This window comes from Exiguobacterium qingdaonense, assembly GCF_018617855.1.
Taxonomy (GTDB): Bacteria; Bacillota; Bacilli; order Exiguobacteriales; family Exiguobacteriaceae; genus Exiguobacterium; species Exiguobacterium qingdaonense.
Genome location: NZ_JACSKY010000001.1, coordinates 609,875 through 626,666 on the forward strand (window position 1 = coordinate 609,875; position 16,792 = coordinate 626,666).

At 48.5% G+C, this 16,792-nt stretch carries 18 protein-coding genes; 1 reads left to right on the forward strand and 17 read right to left on the reverse strand.

The window, feature by feature from the left end:
* Positions 1–4: 4 nt before the first annotated feature.
* The gene (locus KNP00_RS03070) at positions 5–1,318 is read left to right on the forward strand and encodes a dihydrolipoyl dehydrogenase family protein (protein WP_215142104.1); all 1,314 of its coding nucleotides are present in this window, start codon (positions 5–7) and stop codon (positions 1,316–1,318) included.
* Positions 1,319–1,466: 148 nt separating this feature from the next.
* Here KNP00_RS03070 and KNP00_RS03075 read toward each other — a convergent pair whose 3' ends face one another.
* The 17 genes from KNP00_RS03075 to KNP00_RS03155 form a co-directional block, all read right to left on the reverse strand.
* Positions 1,467–1,679, reverse strand: coding sequence for a hypothetical protein (locus KNP00_RS03075; RefSeq protein ID WP_215142106.1), 213 nt, complete (start codon positions 1,677–1,679; stop codon positions 1,467–1,469).
* An 886-nt stretch (positions 1,680–2,565) separates the two neighbouring features.
* Positions 2,566–2,925, reverse strand: a complete 360-nt coding sequence (mnhG, locus tag KNP00_RS03080; protein WP_215142108.1) for a monovalent cation/H(+) antiporter subunit G — start codon at positions 2,923–2,925, stop codon at positions 2,566–2,568.
* A complete protein-coding gene (locus KNP00_RS03085) occupies positions 2,903–3,202 on the reverse strand; it encodes a Na(+)/H(+) antiporter subunit F1 (RefSeq protein ID WP_215142110.1) in 300 nt (99 codons plus the stop codon). Before KNP00_RS03085 ends, mnhG begins: the two co-directional genes overlap by 23 nt.
* Positions 3,199–3,684 carry a Na+/H+ antiporter subunit E gene (locus tag KNP00_RS03090; protein WP_215142112.1) on the reverse strand — a complete coding sequence of 162 codons (486 nt, stop codon included), beginning with the start codon at positions 3,682–3,684 and terminating at the stop codon, positions 3,199–3,201. The genes KNP00_RS03085 and KNP00_RS03090 overlap by 4 nt, the downstream gene beginning before the upstream one ends.
* A 7-nt stretch (positions 3,685–3,691) precedes the next feature.
* The gene (locus tag KNP00_RS03095) at positions 3,692–5,176 is read right to left on the reverse strand and encodes a Na+/H+ antiporter subunit D (RefSeq protein ID WP_215142114.1); all 1,485 of its coding nucleotides are present in this window, start codon (positions 5,174–5,176) and stop codon (positions 3,692–3,694) included.
* The gene (locus KNP00_RS03100) at positions 5,169–5,510 is read right to left on the reverse strand and encodes a Na(+)/H(+) antiporter subunit C (RefSeq protein WP_215142116.1); all 342 of its coding nucleotides are present in this window, start codon (positions 5,508–5,510) and stop codon (positions 5,169–5,171) included. Before KNP00_RS03100 ends, KNP00_RS03095 begins: the two co-directional genes overlap by 8 nt.
* Positions 5,510–5,947, reverse strand: a complete 438-nt coding sequence (locus KNP00_RS03105) for a Na(+)/H(+) antiporter subunit B (protein WP_215142118.1) — start codon at positions 5,945–5,947, stop codon at positions 5,510–5,512. Before KNP00_RS03105 ends, KNP00_RS03100 begins: the two co-directional genes overlap by 1 nt.
* Positions 5,919–8,360, reverse strand: coding sequence for a Na+/H+ antiporter subunit A (locus KNP00_RS03110; RefSeq protein WP_215142120.1), 2,442 nt, complete (start codon positions 8,358–8,360; stop codon positions 5,919–5,921). Before KNP00_RS03110 ends, KNP00_RS03105 begins: the two co-directional genes overlap by 29 nt.
* Before the next feature lie 342 nt (positions 8,361–8,702).
* Positions 8,703–9,017 carry a thioredoxin gene (gene trxA / locus KNP00_RS03115; RefSeq protein WP_215142121.1) on the reverse strand — a complete coding sequence of 105 codons (315 nt, stop codon included), beginning with the start codon at positions 9,015–9,017 and terminating at the stop codon, positions 8,703–8,705.
* Positions 9,018–9,125: 108 nt separating this feature from the next.
* Positions 9,126–10,091 (reverse strand): electron transfer flavoprotein subunit alpha/FixB family protein, encoded by a 966-nt coding sequence (locus tag KNP00_RS03120; protein WP_215142123.1) that lies wholly within the window; start codon positions 10,089–10,091, stop codon positions 9,126–9,128.
* Between the two features lie 14 nt (positions 10,092–10,105).
* Entirely contained in the window at positions 10,106–10,879 is a 774-nt protein-coding gene (locus KNP00_RS03125) for an electron transfer flavoprotein subunit beta/FixA family protein (protein WP_215142125.1), read from the reverse strand.
* A gap of 79 nt (positions 10,880–10,958) precedes the next feature.
* Positions 10,959–11,537: a TetR/AcrR family transcriptional regulator gene (locus KNP00_RS03130; RefSeq protein ID WP_215142127.1), complete on the reverse strand. Its 579-nt coding sequence runs from the start codon at positions 11,535–11,537 to the stop codon at positions 10,959–10,961.
* 79 nt (positions 11,538–11,616) lie between these two features.
* On the reverse strand, positions 11,617–13,290 hold the full coding sequence (locus tag KNP00_RS03135) for an AMP-binding protein (protein ID WP_215142129.1): 1,674 nt from the start codon (positions 13,288–13,290) through the stop codon (positions 11,617–11,619).
* Positions 13,291–13,425: 135 nt separating this feature from the next.
* Positions 13,426–13,890 (reverse strand): DUF4825 domain-containing protein, encoded by a 465-nt coding sequence (locus KNP00_RS03140; RefSeq protein WP_215142131.1) that lies wholly within the window; start codon positions 13,888–13,890, stop codon positions 13,426–13,428.
* Positions 13,891–14,315: 425 nt separating this feature from the next.
* Positions 14,316–15,440: an ABC transporter permease subunit gene (locus KNP00_RS03145; RefSeq protein WP_215142133.1), complete on the reverse strand. Its 1,125-nt coding sequence runs from the start codon at positions 15,438–15,440 to the stop codon at positions 14,316–14,318.
* The gene (locus KNP00_RS03150) at positions 15,430–16,311 is read right to left on the reverse strand and encodes an ABC transporter ATP-binding protein (protein ID WP_215142134.1); all 882 of its coding nucleotides are present in this window, start codon (positions 16,309–16,311) and stop codon (positions 15,430–15,432) included. Before KNP00_RS03150 ends, KNP00_RS03145 begins: the two co-directional genes overlap by 11 nt.
* The gene (locus tag KNP00_RS03155) at positions 16,298–16,687 is read right to left on the reverse strand and encodes a GntR family transcriptional regulator (RefSeq protein ID WP_215142136.1); all 390 of its coding nucleotides are present in this window, start codon (positions 16,685–16,687) and stop codon (positions 16,298–16,300) included. The genes KNP00_RS03150 and KNP00_RS03155 overlap by 14 nt, the downstream gene beginning before the upstream one ends.
* Positions 16,688–16,792: the final 105 nt, after the last annotated feature.

Consider the following 16,792-nt stretch of genomic DNA (forward strand, 5'->3'; position numbering starts at 1 on the left):
TATTATGAAACGATACGATGTCATCCTTGTCGGAAGCGGGTCTGCAGCAAGTCAGGCCGCTGCGACTTTACGCGATGCCGGTAAAGAAGTCGCCATCATTGAAAATTGGACGTTCGGAGGGACGTGTCCACAACGCGGGTGCGACCCAAAAAAGATGCTCGTCGAAGGAGCAGAGTTACTCGCCCGAACTGAACATATGCAAAAGCTCGGTGTAAAAGGTAGCCTATCGCTTGATTGGGCATCATTTAAGGAACGAATCGATGAATATCGTTTCTCGATTCCTACGTCAAAGACACAACATTGGAACGAGATGAACATTGACCTATATCAAGGAGAGCCTCATTTTATCGATGAGAACATGATTGCAATCGATGGTCACGAGCTGTATGCATCTCAATTTTTGATTGCGACGGGTCAGACCCCTCGCCCTCTCGACATTCCGGGGGGAGAGCATGCGATTACGAGCGATGACGTGTTCGACCTCGACGCGTTGCCCCCATCAATCCATATCGTCGGAGCCGGATACATCGCATTCGAGTTTGCCCATATCTTTCGGCGCTTCGGGAGCGACGTGACACTACTCATTCGTTCACATGCGCTGAAAGCATTCGACCAAAACGTCGTCCATCGGCTCCTCGAAGAATCTAAGCGCATCGGAATCACTGTCCGACATGACGTCGAACCGAAACGAATCGACGGGAACACGTTAACGTTATCAGATGACTCTACCCTTGAAGGGGTCGTCCTTAACGCAACCGGGCGAATCCCAAGCATCGAGCGACTTCACCTCGATACGGTCGGTGTCAAGTCGGATCGCCATGGGGTTTTGGTGAACGAGTATCTCCAGACGAGCAACCCAAACATTTATGCCGCAGGAGACGTGGCGAACAGCCCGAATCCGGCACTCACCCCGTTCGCCGGCCAGGAAGGGCGTCTCGCCGCACTCAATATGCTTCATGGGAATACGCGAGCACTTCCCGAGCGGCCGGCACCGACCGTCGTCTTCTCAACTCCACCGATTGCTAAGGTCGGGCTCACCGTGGAGGAAGCGGAAGCCGAGGGCATCGCCTTCGACGTGAAAGAGACGGACATGTCCCACTTCTTGACTTACAAACGAATCAATGACCCGACCGCCTATTCGAAACTATTGATCAGCACAGAAGGTCATGTGATTGGGGCACACTTGATCGGTCAGCACGCCCCTGAGCTCATCAACTTATTCTCTTTCATTATACAGAACAACCTGTCGCACCAACACGTGAAGCACTTAGAAGTCGCCTATCCGACGGTTGCCTCAGATATTTCGTATCTCGTTTAATTTAAGTGTCTCCGTCGCATTTTATCATTTTTTAACAGAACATTTATGGTATGTAATTTAACCATAAAAAACGACTCAGATCGCATTTTTGATCTGAGTCGTCATGTATTGAGAAGAGTTCATATTATAGTTTTGTTATTCTCGTTTACTATTTACGATTGTTAATGTTTTCACGTGCTAGCCAAGATGGACCTTTGTGTGCAAAAACAGAGTCATGGATATCAACGTTAGCCATAACATCACGCGAGATGTTCTCAGCTTCTTGTCTAGACATAGGTTTTTGCTGACGATTAGCAAAATAAACTAAGAATTCTTCTAAATCTTTTGTAAAACGTTCACGATCTACTGTTACGGTACCCATCAACATCCAACTCCTTCCCGCCATCTACTTCATAGGCTTTTCTTAGACAAAGTTTATCACAAAGTGCTTGAGCATGGATAGAACCGGCTCTTCCGCTCGATCAGATTTAGTCATTGAGAGATAAATTTTCTTTAAAGCAAGAAGAGGACAATAACGAAGATTTCCAAACGTATGCTATCGATAAGAGTAAAGATTTTGATATTGATTATACATGGTGGGGAATGAGAATTTATTGGTTTCATGATTTCGTTGCAAAATTAAGAGCTAATTTAGTAGTTTACGGTGGTAGTGTGGCAACACTAAATGCTACGATCGCATACTTCATGAGCCCTCCAGGTTGAGTTTCAAACTTTGTAGCTGCTGTTGCAGGTATTGGAGTAGGAGCGTTTATTAGTAGGGATAAAGGATTCGGAGTCTATCTAGACTGCTACGTTTATGTACCAACTGCATGGTATTCTGCTTGCTAAATCATATGAGACAGAGGACTCTTTTTTCCAAGTTCCTCTGTCTTATATTAGTATTTGTATATATAATATAAGGAAAAGTAAGGGAGTGTTTTTATGAAGGGTAAGGCTAATAAACAATTTTATTTTTGGTTAGCGATTGCCATAGCGTGCTTTATCGTTTGGTTTATTATTAGATGACCTCTCATTTATAAAGCAGTACATAAGAATAAATCAGTGGTATATAAAAGGATCTCTAAAAATTTATTGAACTGAACCCTGAATGAGCACTTTTTATCAAGTGTCTATCATTCAGGGTTCAGTTCAGGAAAGCGTCATGGGCTTTTTTTGTGTTCACTTTTGGGTGTTGCACTTAATTTTATTATTCATCATCAAGAAATAAGTTAAGGGTCTTTCCAACCCAATATGGAAAGACCCTTTTTTTATTCGATTCCCTTCTCTTTATCTTCTTTCAATGCGTCTTGAAGTGATTTTTCCCAAAGCGGAATCTTTTTCGCATGTGCGGCACGTGAGATGAGATGTCCACCGACCGGGGCCGTGAGAAGGACGAAGAAGAGACCGAGTAATAGTCTTGCATCAAACACCTGTTCATCGACATACACATGAAGGACGGCCGCAAAGAGAACGAACATGACACCGAGCGTCGCACTCTTTGAGGCGGCGTGTGTTCTTGAATAAATATCAGGGAGACGGATGAGACCGATCGCAGCGACGACCGTGAAGAAGACGCCGATGATCGTAAAGATACCGGTAATGAGATCAAAGATCATTGTCGCGGTCATGTTGGATAATCTCTCCCCTCTCTAAAAATTTCGAGAACGCCACCGTCCCGATGAAAGCCAAAATACTGAGTAGCAAGATGACTTCGAAGTATAAGGTCGTGTCTAACAAGATGGACAGTAACGCGACGACCGAGATGAGCGCGATCCCGATGGAGTCGAGCGCAATGACCCGGTCCGCCGTCGTCGGTCCCTTCACGACACGATACAACATCATCAACATCGCAAGCAAGAGGATGGAGAGCGAGATGTAGATGAGGATGTCTAAAAGATTCGTCATTCTGTCGCCTCCTTAATGCTTGACTCAAAATTATCATAAATATCTTTTCGGAGCGCATCTTTATCCGGCATGTTAAGTGCGTGAATATAGAGTACCGAATTATCCTTTGACACTTGAACGACGAGCGTCCCTGGCGTGAGCGTGATCAGCATCGATAACAAACTAACCTTCCACCCTTTATCGAGTGTCGTCTCATAACGGAAAATCCCCGGTTGGACTTTGAGCGTCGGACTTAACACGAGACGCAACACCTCAAAGTTCGCGAGAAACAACTCACGGATAAAGATCAAGAGCAGTTTGAATAGGCGCCAGACCCGTGTGAAATAAAATCCGCCGCCACCTGACCTGAAAAATCGGCGCATCATAAACAGGATCAATAGTCCGAGGATATAACCGACGAAGAACCCGCTCGATGTGAACGATCCCGTGAGGAACATCCAGATGAACGCCAAGAAAAAGTTAATCAATAGTTGATAAGCCATCTGTATTTCACTCCTTTAACACGGCATCGATATAGATTTCTGAATTGACGAGCGGCTCGATTGCTTGCGTGATATATGGATGAAGAGCTTCTGCCCCGAATCCGTAACCGACCGCAATGACGAGCAACAAGAAAACCGGCACAATCAAGCGTTTCGTATAAGGAACGAGTGGCCCATCGTACTCCCGTTTCGCCTCACCCCAAAATCCGTTCAAGAAAATTTTCATGACCGAATAGAGGACAAGGAGACTAGATAAGAGGACGAGAAGTGGACCGAACAACTCCCCTTCATCCATTCCACCTGACACGATCAACAGCTTTCCGAAGAATCCACTGAGAGGCGGAATCCCTGCAAGTGAAAGCGCTGCGACGAAGAACGTCCAACCAAATAGCGGAAACCTCGTAATGAGCCCGCCCATATCTCGGAGCTGTCCAGACTTCGTGATGCCAATCATCATGCCGACGAGCATAAAGAGTACAGCCTTGATGATCATATCGTGAATCAAGTAGTAGAGCGACCCTTCAAGGGACGTCTGTGTATTGACCGAGATTCCATAAAGGATAACCCCGACCGCAATCATGATGTTATAGATGATAATCAACTTCACATCGTTGTAGGCAATCGCACCTGTCATCCCGATGACAATCGTGAGGACGGCGAGCGCCATGAGGAACGTCTGTAAAAATTCACCGTTCCCATCAAACAGCAGTGTATACGTCCGTAAAATCGAATATACCCCCACCTTCGTCAACAGTGCCCCGAACATTGCGAGAATCGGAGTCGGAGCAACGACATAAGCTCCCGGGAGCCAGTAGTGAAGGGGGACGAGTGCCCCTTTCATCCCGAAGACGATGACGAAAAGCACACCGATGACGGTGATGACTCCCGGATTATCGACGAGCGGGATCTTCAAAGCCAAATCGGCCAAACTGAGTGTACCTGTGACACCATAAAGTAAAGCGACCGACATGACAAAGAGGGCCGAGGCGATGATGTTCACGAGTAAATATTTGATCGATTCCCTTAACTGGACGCCACGTCCACCGAGCACAATCAACACATACGACGACATCAAGAAGACCTCGAAGAAGACGAACAAGTTGAAGATATCCCCTGTCGTAAAGGCGCCGTTCACCCCGACGAGTAGGAAGAGCATCGCGATGTACAAATAGTTCCCTTCATACGAATCTGAGAAGTAGTGAGCGGCGAACCACACGATAAAGAGCGTGAGTATGGTCGACGTCGTCACGAGAAGGGCTGACAGCATATCCGAAACGAGTGTGATCCCGAACGGTGCTTGCCAGTTCCCAAGGTCGAGGGTCTGAATCCCCTCAACGGAGATCGTGTGCACGAGAATGAATGACACGATCGAAGTAATGACTAGAGTTCCAAGAGCCATCACGCGCTGCAGCTGGACCCGTTTCGGCATAAACATCATGATGATGGCCGCAAGCGCAGGAATGACGATTGGAAAGACCGGTAAATTAATCATACGATTCTGTTCCTTTCATTTCCTCCATATTGTCCGTGCTGAGCTCCTGGTACGTGCGGTAAGCAAGTACGAGGAAGAACGCCGTCACCCCAAAGCTGATGACGATCGCCGTCAAGACGAGCGCCTGCGGTAACGGGTCAGTGTATTCAGTCACTCCGTCCACGAGGACAGGGGCGGCTCCTGTCTTCAAACCTGCCGTCGTCAAGACGAGCAAGTGCGCCGCGTGACTGAACAAGGCGGTGCCGATGATGATGCGCAACAAACTTCTTGAGAGAACAAGATAGACCGCACACATCGTCAAAACACCGATGATGATGCTAACGAAGATTTCCATTATTCACTCTCTCCAATCGTTTGAATGATCGTCATGGTGACACCGATGACAACGAGGTAGACCCCCAAGTCGAACGCAATCGCTGTATGGAGCGTCTGTTCACCGAGAAGCGGCAAATCAAACTTTCCGTAGGCGTGCGTCAAGAACGGTCGGTCAAAGAACAGCGAGTGAAGACCGGTCGCAAGTGCGATCAATAGCCCGGTCGCCGTCATGAGACGATAATCGATCGGTAGCACTTTTGATAGCGTATTCGAATCGAACGCAAGTAACAGTAAGACGAGTGCCGCCGATGTCATCAATCCGCCAATAAATCCGCCACCCGGTGAATAGTGTCCCGCGAAAAACAAGTTGATCGAGAAGATGACGATGATAAAGAAGATGATGATCGAGGCCGTCTGCAAGATGACATCATTGACGCGTTTGCTGTTTTGCTTCATTTGCCCCATCTCCTTTCGTACGTCGTGTCGTTCTAAATTTAATCATCGTGTAAATTCCAAGGGCCGCAATTCCGAGAACGACGATTTCAAACAAGGTATCAAAACCACGGAAGTCGACAAGGATGACGTTTACCATGTTTTTCCCTGCTGCTAAGTCATACACGTTCTCGATGTGGTATTCGGAAATAGACGAAAGTGACTTATGCGTGAGCGCCATGAAACTAAGGAGCGTCACGGTCACCCCTACGAGGACTGCCACGATCGCATTCCCTACTTTGAAACGCATCCGTGTTTCTTTCTTACTAATGTCCGGCATGTGATAGAAGACGAGCAAAAACAATGCGACAGACACCGTCTCGATGACGAGCTGTGTGAGCGCAAGGTCCGGTGCACCGAAGAAGACAAAGAACAATGCCACACCATAACCGACGACCCCGAGTAAGATGATGGACGGAAGTCGCGACTTCATGAATAGGATGGCGAGTGCCGCAAGGATGACGACGGCTCCAAGTACATATTCATACGGTGCAATTTCCGCCATATTCTCAAACGAGAATTGATACATATCGAACCACCAAATGCTGAAGAGCATCATGCCTGAAAGAAAGACGAAAATGTAAATCAAATACGACCGGATGAAACCAGTCATGTAGTTGTCTTTAAAGCGATACGCCGCTTTGTTCGACCAGACGAGCGTCCCGTCGTAGACGCCGTTAAGCGTCAGACGATGAGGGATTCTGTTATAGATACCCATCCACTTGTTCATCTGCCAGAACAGCAATGACCCGAGAAGGATGACCCCGATTGTCATGTACAGTTCAGGAGTGAGTCCATGCCAAAAATAAATATCTACTTTGACGTTCTGCCCTTGTGCGACGAGTGTCGGATAAATCGACTCGACCGCCGGCTTGATGAGCGTGTTCGATAACACGTTCGGGAAGAAACCGAGTCCAACGACGAGTAGCGCCAGGATGACCGGCGAAATCAACATGCCGATCGGCGCCTCATGCGGTTTTTTCGGCAGTTGATCGAACTTCGCCTCACCCATGAACGTCCGCGTGAACAGCATGATGCTGTAGATGAACGTAAAGACGCTACCTAAGAAGGCGACAACCGGGAGTAAAATCCCAATCGTCTCGAGTGCAAAGAAGTCGGCCGAGAAGACTTTCGTCGTCGCCTTCAAGAACATCTCTTTACTCAAGAAACCGTTGAATGGCGGAAGTCCTGCCATCGATAGGGAGCCGATGACGGCAATCGTGAACGTGATCGGCATGACGGTCATCAGACCTCCGAGCTTGCGAATATCACGAGTGCCCGTCTCATGATCGACGATCCCAGCCATCATAAAGAGCGAACCTTTGAACGTTGCATGGTTGATCAAGTGGAAGATGGCCGCAATTGTTGCAACAATAAAGATGTTGTCATCAATCCCATCGTAGTGAAGGGCTGCCGCCCCAAGACCGAGGAGTGACATGATCAATCCGAGTTGACTGACCGTCGAGAAAGCCAATATCCCTTTCAAATCGGTCTGCTTCACCGCATTGAACGAACCCCAAAACATCGTGAACATACCGACCGCTGCGATCGTCCATAGCCACACGGGTGACTCTTGGAACACCGGGCTCATACGTGCCACGAGATAGAGACCCGCCTTGACCATCGTCGCCGAGTGGAGATACGCACTGACCGGAGTCGGTGCTTCCATCGCATCAGGTAACCAGATGTGGAACGGGAACTGGGCCGACTTCGTGAACGCTCCGAGCAAAATGAGGATCATCGCGACAAGGAAAAACGGACTCTCGGCAATGACGCCAGAGTTTGCGACCATATCGCGGATGCTGTACGAGCCGACCATCGACTCGAGCAAGACGATTCCCCCAAGCATGGATAGTCCGCCGAACACCGTGAGAAGCATCGACTTTTGAGCGCCATAACGTGAGCGCTCTTTCTCATACCAATATCCAATCAATAAGAAAGATGAAATCGATGTGAGCTCCCAGAACATATACATGACGATCATGTTGTCTGAAAGAACGACTCCGAGCATCGCGCTCATGAACATTAAGAGATACACATAAAAATGTCCGAGCGACTCTTTGTCCTTATCCAAGTAGTAAATTGAATAAAGGACGACGAGCGCCCCGATCCCCGTGATCAGAAGCGCGAACAACAGACTGAGCCCGTCAACGTATGCCGTGAAGTTGATCCCGAGGGACGGCATCCACGCAATCGTCTCCGTCACGACGTCTCCCGCGCTCGTGACCGGAATGAATCCGGCGAAATAGGAGACGAGAACGACCGGAACGACCAGGACGAACCAACCTGTATGGATTTGTTTCATCCCCTTAAACAAGAACGGAATGAACGGTGCCGCCAGAAGCGGCAATAAAATAGCGAAATGTAACACCGACAAGAAAATTCCTCCTTCGTACAGAGTCGTACAAATGATTAAGTCGAAAGTAAGGTCACCTGACTTCATCATGTCTTCTTCATGAGTATAGCGTAGTTTTTCAGTTCGTTTCCATGAAAAAAGCTTCCAAGCTGTTCGTCCTCTAAACAAATTTCAACATCTGTTAAATATGAAGGAAACCGACAGAAATGCCAAAAATAAATGAGCCGCGCCACTAAGTATCATGAAGTCAGATGAGACGTATGTAGCACAAAACGTGACTTCCTTCACTACTTAACTCCCTTTTTCCTTCTTTTTAGTCGCTAAAACAAAAAAGCAGCCGACGAACAGTCAGCTGCTACGAAATTATTGTGCTGTCGCGATAAACTCTTTTAATGCTTCTTTTGGCTGGAAGCCCATTGTTTTTGAAACAGGCTCGCCGTCTTTGAACATCATGAGTGTCGGGATACTCTGAATTTGGAAAGCACCTGCGATCTCAGGATTTTCGTCCACATCGAGTTTCACGATTTGGACTTGCTCGCCCATTTCTTGATCGAGTTCTTCAAGAACCGGCGCGATCATACGGCATGGTCCACACCAAGTCGCCCAGAAATCTACGAGGACTACGCCCTCTTTAACATCTTGCTCGAATGATTGAGTCGTTGCGTGTTTAATTGCCATTTGTAAAAACCTCCCCAATAAGATATGAGACTTCTGTCATAAGAACCCTCATTCAATTCATGTTCAGAGTATACCACGGTGGGTAACAACCCCAAAACGATTTGCTTATTAGCTATTGACGAGGTGCTTTCGGAACTCTTCTGTCAACATCGGCACGACATCGAACAAGTCACCGACGATCCCATAGTCAGCGATACTAAAGATGTTCGCCTCCGGATCTTTGTTGATGGCGACGATGACTTTGGCGTTACTCATCCCAGCCAAATGTTGAATCGCCCCAGAGATCCCACATGCGATATAAAGGTCCGGTGTGACGACTTTACCCGTCTGTCCGATTTGTAGCGCATAATCACAATAGTCGGCATCACATGCTCCACGTGAAGCACCGACCGCTCCGCCAAGGAGTTCTGCCAATTCTTCGAGCGGCTTGAATCCGTCCTCGCTCTTGACGCCACGTCCCCCTGCGACGATGACTTTCGCTTCAGCCAAGTCAACTTTCCCGGTCGCCTTACGAACGACTTCTTTGACGATCATCGAAAGATCTTTCAGTTCGACCGCCGGCGTTTCAACCGAGACGCTCGCGCCAGCTTGTCGTGCTGGAGCGTCAATGTTATTTGGACGAATCGTGAAGAACATGACCGAATCTTTGAACTTCACTTTCTCGAACGCCTTACCTGAGTAAATCGGGCGAACGAACTCTGCATCACGTCCCGACCCTTCGATTGAGACGACGTCACTGATGAGTCCGGCGTCGAGGCGCGCCGCAAGCTTCGGTGCGATATCTTTCCCGAGGGCCGTGTGCCCAAGGACGATCATCTCCGGACTCTCCTGCTCGATCAATTGACGGAGCACTTGTCCATAGCCGTCAGGTGTATAGTGTTTAAGGCGATCGTCTTCGACGACGAGGACGCGGCTTGCGCCATATTCCCCAAGTTCTTGTGCGAGTGATTGCACGTGATCCCCAATCACGACTGCCGTCACATCATCTGTCAATTGTTTCGCCGCAGCGATGGCTTCGAATGATACGTTACGTAACGCGCCTTCACGCGCTTCTGCGAGTACTAAAGCTTTCATCTATGATCTCCCCCTTAAATGACTTTCGCTTCCGTGCGAAGAAGTTGTACGAGTTCACTCACTTGTGACGACACGTCCCCTTCTAAAATACGGCCGGCTTTCTTCTCTTCCGGTAAGAAGCGTTCAATCGTCTCAATCTTCGCCTCGATCTCATCCTCATCGAGATCGATGTCCATCAGTTCGAGTTCTTCGAGCGGCTTCTTCTTCGCTTTCATGATTCCCGGTAAGCTCGGGTAACGCGGTTCGTTCAACCCTTGCTGCGCTGTCACGAGGAGCGGGAGTGAGACTTCGATGACTTCTGTATCCCCCTCGACGTCACGTGTGACCGTTGCCGTCGAACCGTCGATTTCAATGTCAGTGATCGTCGTCACGTAGTTCATGTCGAGAAGTTCTGCGACGCGTGGGGCGACTTGCCCGCTCCCGCCATCGATTGCGACGTTCCCTGCAAAGATGAGGTCGGCGTCTTGTTCTTTCAAGTACGTCGCGAGCACTTTAGAAATCGTGACGTGATCCGCATCTTCGACATCGTCTTCGATCGAGATGCGAACGGCCTTGTCCGCCCCCATCGCGAGCGCCGTGCGAAGTTCTTTATCCGCGTCTTCCGGCCCTACCGTGACGACCGTGATCTCTCCCCCGAGTGCGTCACGTTTTTGAATCGCTTCTTCGACCGCGTATTCGTCATACGGGTTGATGATGAATTCAGCGCCGTCTTCTTGAATTTCCCCATTCTCAAGCTGAATCGCTTCCTCTGTATCAAACGTACGTTTCAGCAAAACAAAAATATTCATGGTGAATCCCCCTTTAGTCAATTCTTCCCATCATTCATGAATCAGCATTCATTTTTTGAGCTAGTGATAGGGCTCACCGTTAAGTAAGCCCCTTTTTTAACATATGATGCACGTTCGGAAGCGTCGATAGAAGATCATACTTGAAACCACTCGCCATCCAACTCGTCACAACTTCGTCGATTGTGCCGAAAATCATTTGACGGGCGAGGCGATAATCTAAATCCTTGTCGAACTCCCCTGTCTCGATGCCGTGTTTGACGACAGAATCAATCAAATTCAAATATGGCTTGAGCACTTCCCCGATTTTTTGACGAAGTACTAAGTTCGACTGTCGCAGCTCGATTTGCGTCACGACGGCAAGGTCGTAATCGATAGACAGTTGTTTTACATGTGATTCGATCAATCGGTATAACTTCATCTCGGCCGTCGCCTCGTTCTCGATCTGTTGTTTCGAGTAATCGATGAACAACCCCATCTTCGTCTGGAACAACTCGATTAAGAGATGTTCCTTGTTTTTGAAATACAAGTAAATCGTGCCATCCGCGACACCCGCCTCTTTGGCGATGGCTGTCACCTTTGCACCGTGATAGCCATGGTTTGCAATCACTTTGACCGCCGCATCAATGATTCGGTCACTTTTCGAAATGTTATTTGTCATAAACCCCAAGCTCCTTACCGCTGCAGAAAAATGAATGATGGTTCATTCATTTATTATTCTATCACGCGTAGGCTCGGTGTCAACTGCTTTGTTTCACTTGCTTCGCCTTCTCTTCATCAACGAGGACGCGGCGTAAAATCTTACCGACGAACGTCTTCGGCAACTCGTCACGGAACTCATACATCTTCGGTACTTTATAGGCTGCGAGCTTTTCACGGCAATGCTTATCAAATTCCTCTTCTGTCACACTCATGCCGTCACGAAGCACGATGAACGCCTTGACCGTCTCACCGCGGTACGGGTCTGGTACACCGATACAGACCGCTTCCTTGACGGCAGGATGTTCATAGAGCACTTCCTCGATCTCACGAGGGTAAACGTTAAAGCCACCAGCGATGATCATGTCTTTCTTCCGGTCGACGATATAGAAAAATCCGTCCTCGCCCATATAACCGAGGTCACCCGTCGCAAGCCAACCGTCTTTCAAGACGGCCGCCGTCTCCTCCGGCTTTTGCCAGTACCCTTTCATCACTTGTGGTCCCTGAAGCATCACTTCACCAATCTCCCCGATGTCTGCTTCCGTTTCTCCATCTGCGTTCATAATTTTAGCAGAAGTATCGGACAATGGCACCCCGATTGAGCCGACGATCCGCTTATCCCATAAGAAGTTTGCATGTGTGACCGGTGACGTCTCAGACAGACCGTAACCTTCTACGATGCGACCACCCGTGATCTTTTCGAACTCTTCTTGCACCTCGATCGGAAGTGGCGCTGACCCAGAGATACATGCCTCGATTGAAGACAGGTCATATTTTTTCAGTTTTGGGTCATTCAGTATTCCGACATACATCGTCGGGGCACCAGGGAAGAAGTGCGGCTTTTTCTTTTGAATCGTCTTTAAGACGTCGGTCACCTCAAACCGTGGCACGAGAACGAGTTCGTATCCATTCGTGACGCCAAAGTTTAGACAGCATGACATCCCATACACGTGGAAGAACGGAACGACGCACAGGACACGTTTCTCGTCTCCCCGATTATATTTATAGAAGAAGTTTGTGATCTGGTCCGCGTTCGCCGTCAAGTTGAAGTGGGTCAACATGACGCCTTTTGGAAGTCCCGTCGTCCCGCCTGTATATTGAAGAACCGCGACGTCTTCTTTCGGGTCGACCTCGAGTGGAGTGACCGGGTTAAAATCTTTATAGTCTTTGAACGGGGTTGAACCGGTCGTATCGATGACGATATTGTTCTCTCGTCTCACCTTGATTGGGTACAGTTTGTTTTTTGGGAACGGTAAGTAATCAGCGATGCTCGTCGTGATCACAGTTTGAATCTCCGTCTTCTCGCTGACACGAAGCGTTTTTGGATATAACAGGTCGAGGGTGATGACAATCTTGACGCCTGCATCCGTGACGAGGTTCTCGAGTTCGCGCTCCGTGTAGAGTGGGTTTGTTTGGACGACCGTCCCACCCGCATAGAGCACCGCATAAAACGAAATGACGTATTGTGGACAGTTCGGCAACATGAGGCTGACGCGGTCTCCCTTCTCAAGCCCTTTCGCTTGGAGCATCGTGGCGAGACGACGTGCGGCCTCATCGATTTCTGCGTACGTCAACTCTTTCCCGATGAAAGAGACGGCTGTACGATCTGGATAGTCTTGTGCCGCGCGAGACAATGCCTCAAAAAGTGGCTTTACCTCGTAATCAATCGATTGGGGCATGCCTTCTGGATAATCTTGTAACCACGGTTTGTTCATCGCTGTTCCTCCTTGGAAATGAATACTCATTCAGTTAACTCCATTATAATGCTAAGAAAACGCTTTCATCTACCCTTTACCCGATAATTTTCAGAAAATATCAAAAAAAGCGATCGAATTTTTATCCAACCGCTGTCAAACTTGTCTGAAATATGAATCAGGTGGACCCGTCTTCTCAAAATGATCATTCATCATTTGTTGCAACTCACCGTCGTGACGAATGGCAGATAAGTCCGTCCCGAACCATGCCTCCATCTCTGGTCGAGAGAAGGCATACGTTCGGTTCGGGAAAGCGAAACGGACGATTTCTGCGTTCAGGATAAGTATGAAGTACGTGGCTGCATTCTGAATCGCCAGACGTTCTTGTTCCGCTCGTTCCATTCCCGGGTCCTCATATCGGACGGTCAACCCATATGGACGCTTCTTCGTCTGCAGCTCGACCGATCGATAACATTTACGGAGCGGCAAACTACTCGCAATGGCGATGACGGCTGTATGGTCCCCGACTTTCGATCCTTTGTATTCAAAGGCGTTCGGCTCCGGATTCGTACACCCTGCCAGTGAGATGACGAGAACGAGCAACAGACAGAAGCGTTTCATAGGTGTCCCTCCTTACAGTTTTTACGAACGGGAAAGCCCATATCGGGCATAGCCCGCCTTTAGGCATGGGATGAGAGCGAGTTCGGATGTTTTTGCCTCCGACGTTCGAGTATACTTATCCCATAGACAAGAACAAGTCTCTAAAACGCCTGCGTCCATCGCCCCTTGAAAATCGTATACGGTTCGGTCATGAAAACATATGACCGGTAAAACGATGCCTGTCGTCATGCAAAAGACGCTAAAACATCAGATGGACACACCTGCAACGACCTGTGTTGGATGGTAACAGTTCACCAGCCTGAGAATCTATATGATCTGTCTCAGGAGGGGTGATGGCACACCCTCATCTGAAGGCTTGAGCAAAACAGAAATGGACTGCGCTCGCACAAGCACTTCAGAATCCCACGGTTTTAATCGCGGGAGTGTCAAGATTTGAGTTTCAGATTGAAGCGGTACAGTAAGCGTTTGGCGAGTAAGTGTGCCAAAAAGGCCGCAATCACGAAGCCAATCACATATAGAATCATGTTTTGCGGGTACGAGATGGCCGAGAACAATACGCCCCCTAACATCGCGAAACAAATGACGATGACGATATGGATGAGCCACAACCAGTTTGAAAACATGAAGAAGCGTCCGTTATTCTCTTGGGGTGCTTCCTTGAACATCCAAAGTCCTAGACCGAATGTGAGTGCGATATTCGCAATCGCAAGGATTGGGGCATACGTGATAAAGTCATTCCACACCGTTTGATCGGTATACACCGAATACATATCGACGTTGGCAATGTTATTTAGCGGTGACAAAATTCGCATCGGGATACTCTCAAACGCAGCATCGAAGAACGAGAAGAGTCGATCTGGGAAAAAGGCATAGAGTGAACCTTGGACGAGGAGTAAAATCCCCATCGGAAAAACGAGCGCGACAAACGTCCAGATGACTTGCGAGATGGACTCTCCGCCAAACGATCCCATCCATAACGAGAGCGAGAAGAATGAAATCCCGGAGAGCATGAAAAATAGAATCATCGCAATCACCCTGAACTCTTTTCCTTCCATCAAGAAGGAGTAGTCAGAGAAGCGAATAATGAGGAACATCAACGTACCACCAATCAAAGACGACATCACGATCCCTGTCGCGCCGAGCACCCATTTTGATATGTACAGTTGGGTACGCGTGTACGGTAGCGACATCGTGAAGTCCGACATTTGGCTGTTGCGTTCACTTCCGATCAACACGGATGCCATGAGGGCACCGAAGATGACAAATAAGAAAATGACGCCGCCGGACGGAATGAGTCCGTTAAGACCTCCAAGATATCCGTATCCAGATTGATCCCCGAAGAAATCCTCTGCCACCATCTCGTTCACATCACCTGTCACGATATCTGGGAAGTTGCTCGGATTTTGTTTTATTTCAAGAATCTGTTGCTCGTAAGCATACATATCCGTCCACACCGGCACCGTGAAGGCGACGACACCTAAGAAGACGAGCAAGATCCATAGCAGTGACACTTGTTTCCAATCTTTCTTCAACAACACTTTAGACGGCATGAGCTTCTCCTCCTAACTGGATCCGGAAGACGTCCTCAAGAGACATCGGGATCTCTTCGATGAGCATCGGATTGAATGAATCGATGAACGCTTCGAGCTCGTCCGTCCGTTCTTTCGCCATGAACAGGACGACACGTCCCGTCACGCTGATGATTTCGATATCTTTTCGTTCGAGCACTTCGACCGGGACATGGTCGTTGAAGACGACTTGCCACTTGATACTGAGGGCACGGGCCTCTTCGAGCGACATGATCGCTTTGACACGTCCGCTCTCAATCATGATGATGCGGTCGGCGATCCGTTCAAGTTCATGCAGTTGGTGACTCGAGACGATGATCGAGCAGTTCCGATTCTCGACTTGGGCGATCATCAGTTTCAAGACATCGGATTTGGCGACGACATCGAGACCGTCCGTCGGTTCGTCAAGCAGATAATATTTCGCTTGGACGGCGAAGGCGAGCGATAAGGTGACGAGCGCCTTCTGACCCTTTGAAAGCTGACGAATCTTTTTGTTGTCGATGTTATAACGCGTCAATGTCTCACGGAAGGCGGAGCGATTGAACGATGGATAGATCGACTCATACAACTCCGTCGCCTCGTTCACCGTATAGTGTTTGAGCGCATCCGCCGAATCGGGTACGAAGATGACGTCCCGCTTCAGTCCCGCGTCCTTAAAGATGCTTTTCGGTCCGTATAACACGTCTCCCAAATCTGGACGGATGATTCCGACCATCGTCCGGAGAAGGGTTGTCTTTCCGGCACCGTTACGACCGACGAGCGCGATGATTTCTCCTGATTCGACGGTGAAGTCGATGCCGTCGAGAATCGTCTGGCGGTCAATCTGTTTACTTAACTGTTCAACTTTCAGCATTGGCTTCCCCTACTTTCTCATATTCCGTCCGCAATACGTCGATGGCCTCTTCAATCGGCACATTCGCATAATGACAGTCAATCGCAATCTTTTTGATCGAGGCGATGACCGGCCCTCGTGCCGCATCATCATCCACCCAATCCTCGGAGACGAACGTCCCACGTCCGCGTCGCATCTCGAGTAAACCGAGTCGTTCTAGCTCCTGATACGCCTTACTGACCGTATTCGGATTGATGACGAGGTCGGTCGCGAGTTCGCGTACGGACATCACCTTATCTCCCGGTCGCAAAATGCCGCGAATGACGAGTTCTTTCGTTTGATTAACAATCTGCTCGTATAGCGGTTCTGAACTTTTCATATCGATTTTGTATAACATGGGTCACACCCTCTCATAGTCAATGGCACGTCTTAAGTGTATTATATGTATTAGTACACGCAATTACAATAGTTCTTTGAGGGCACTTTCAGTCTACAAGGAAAT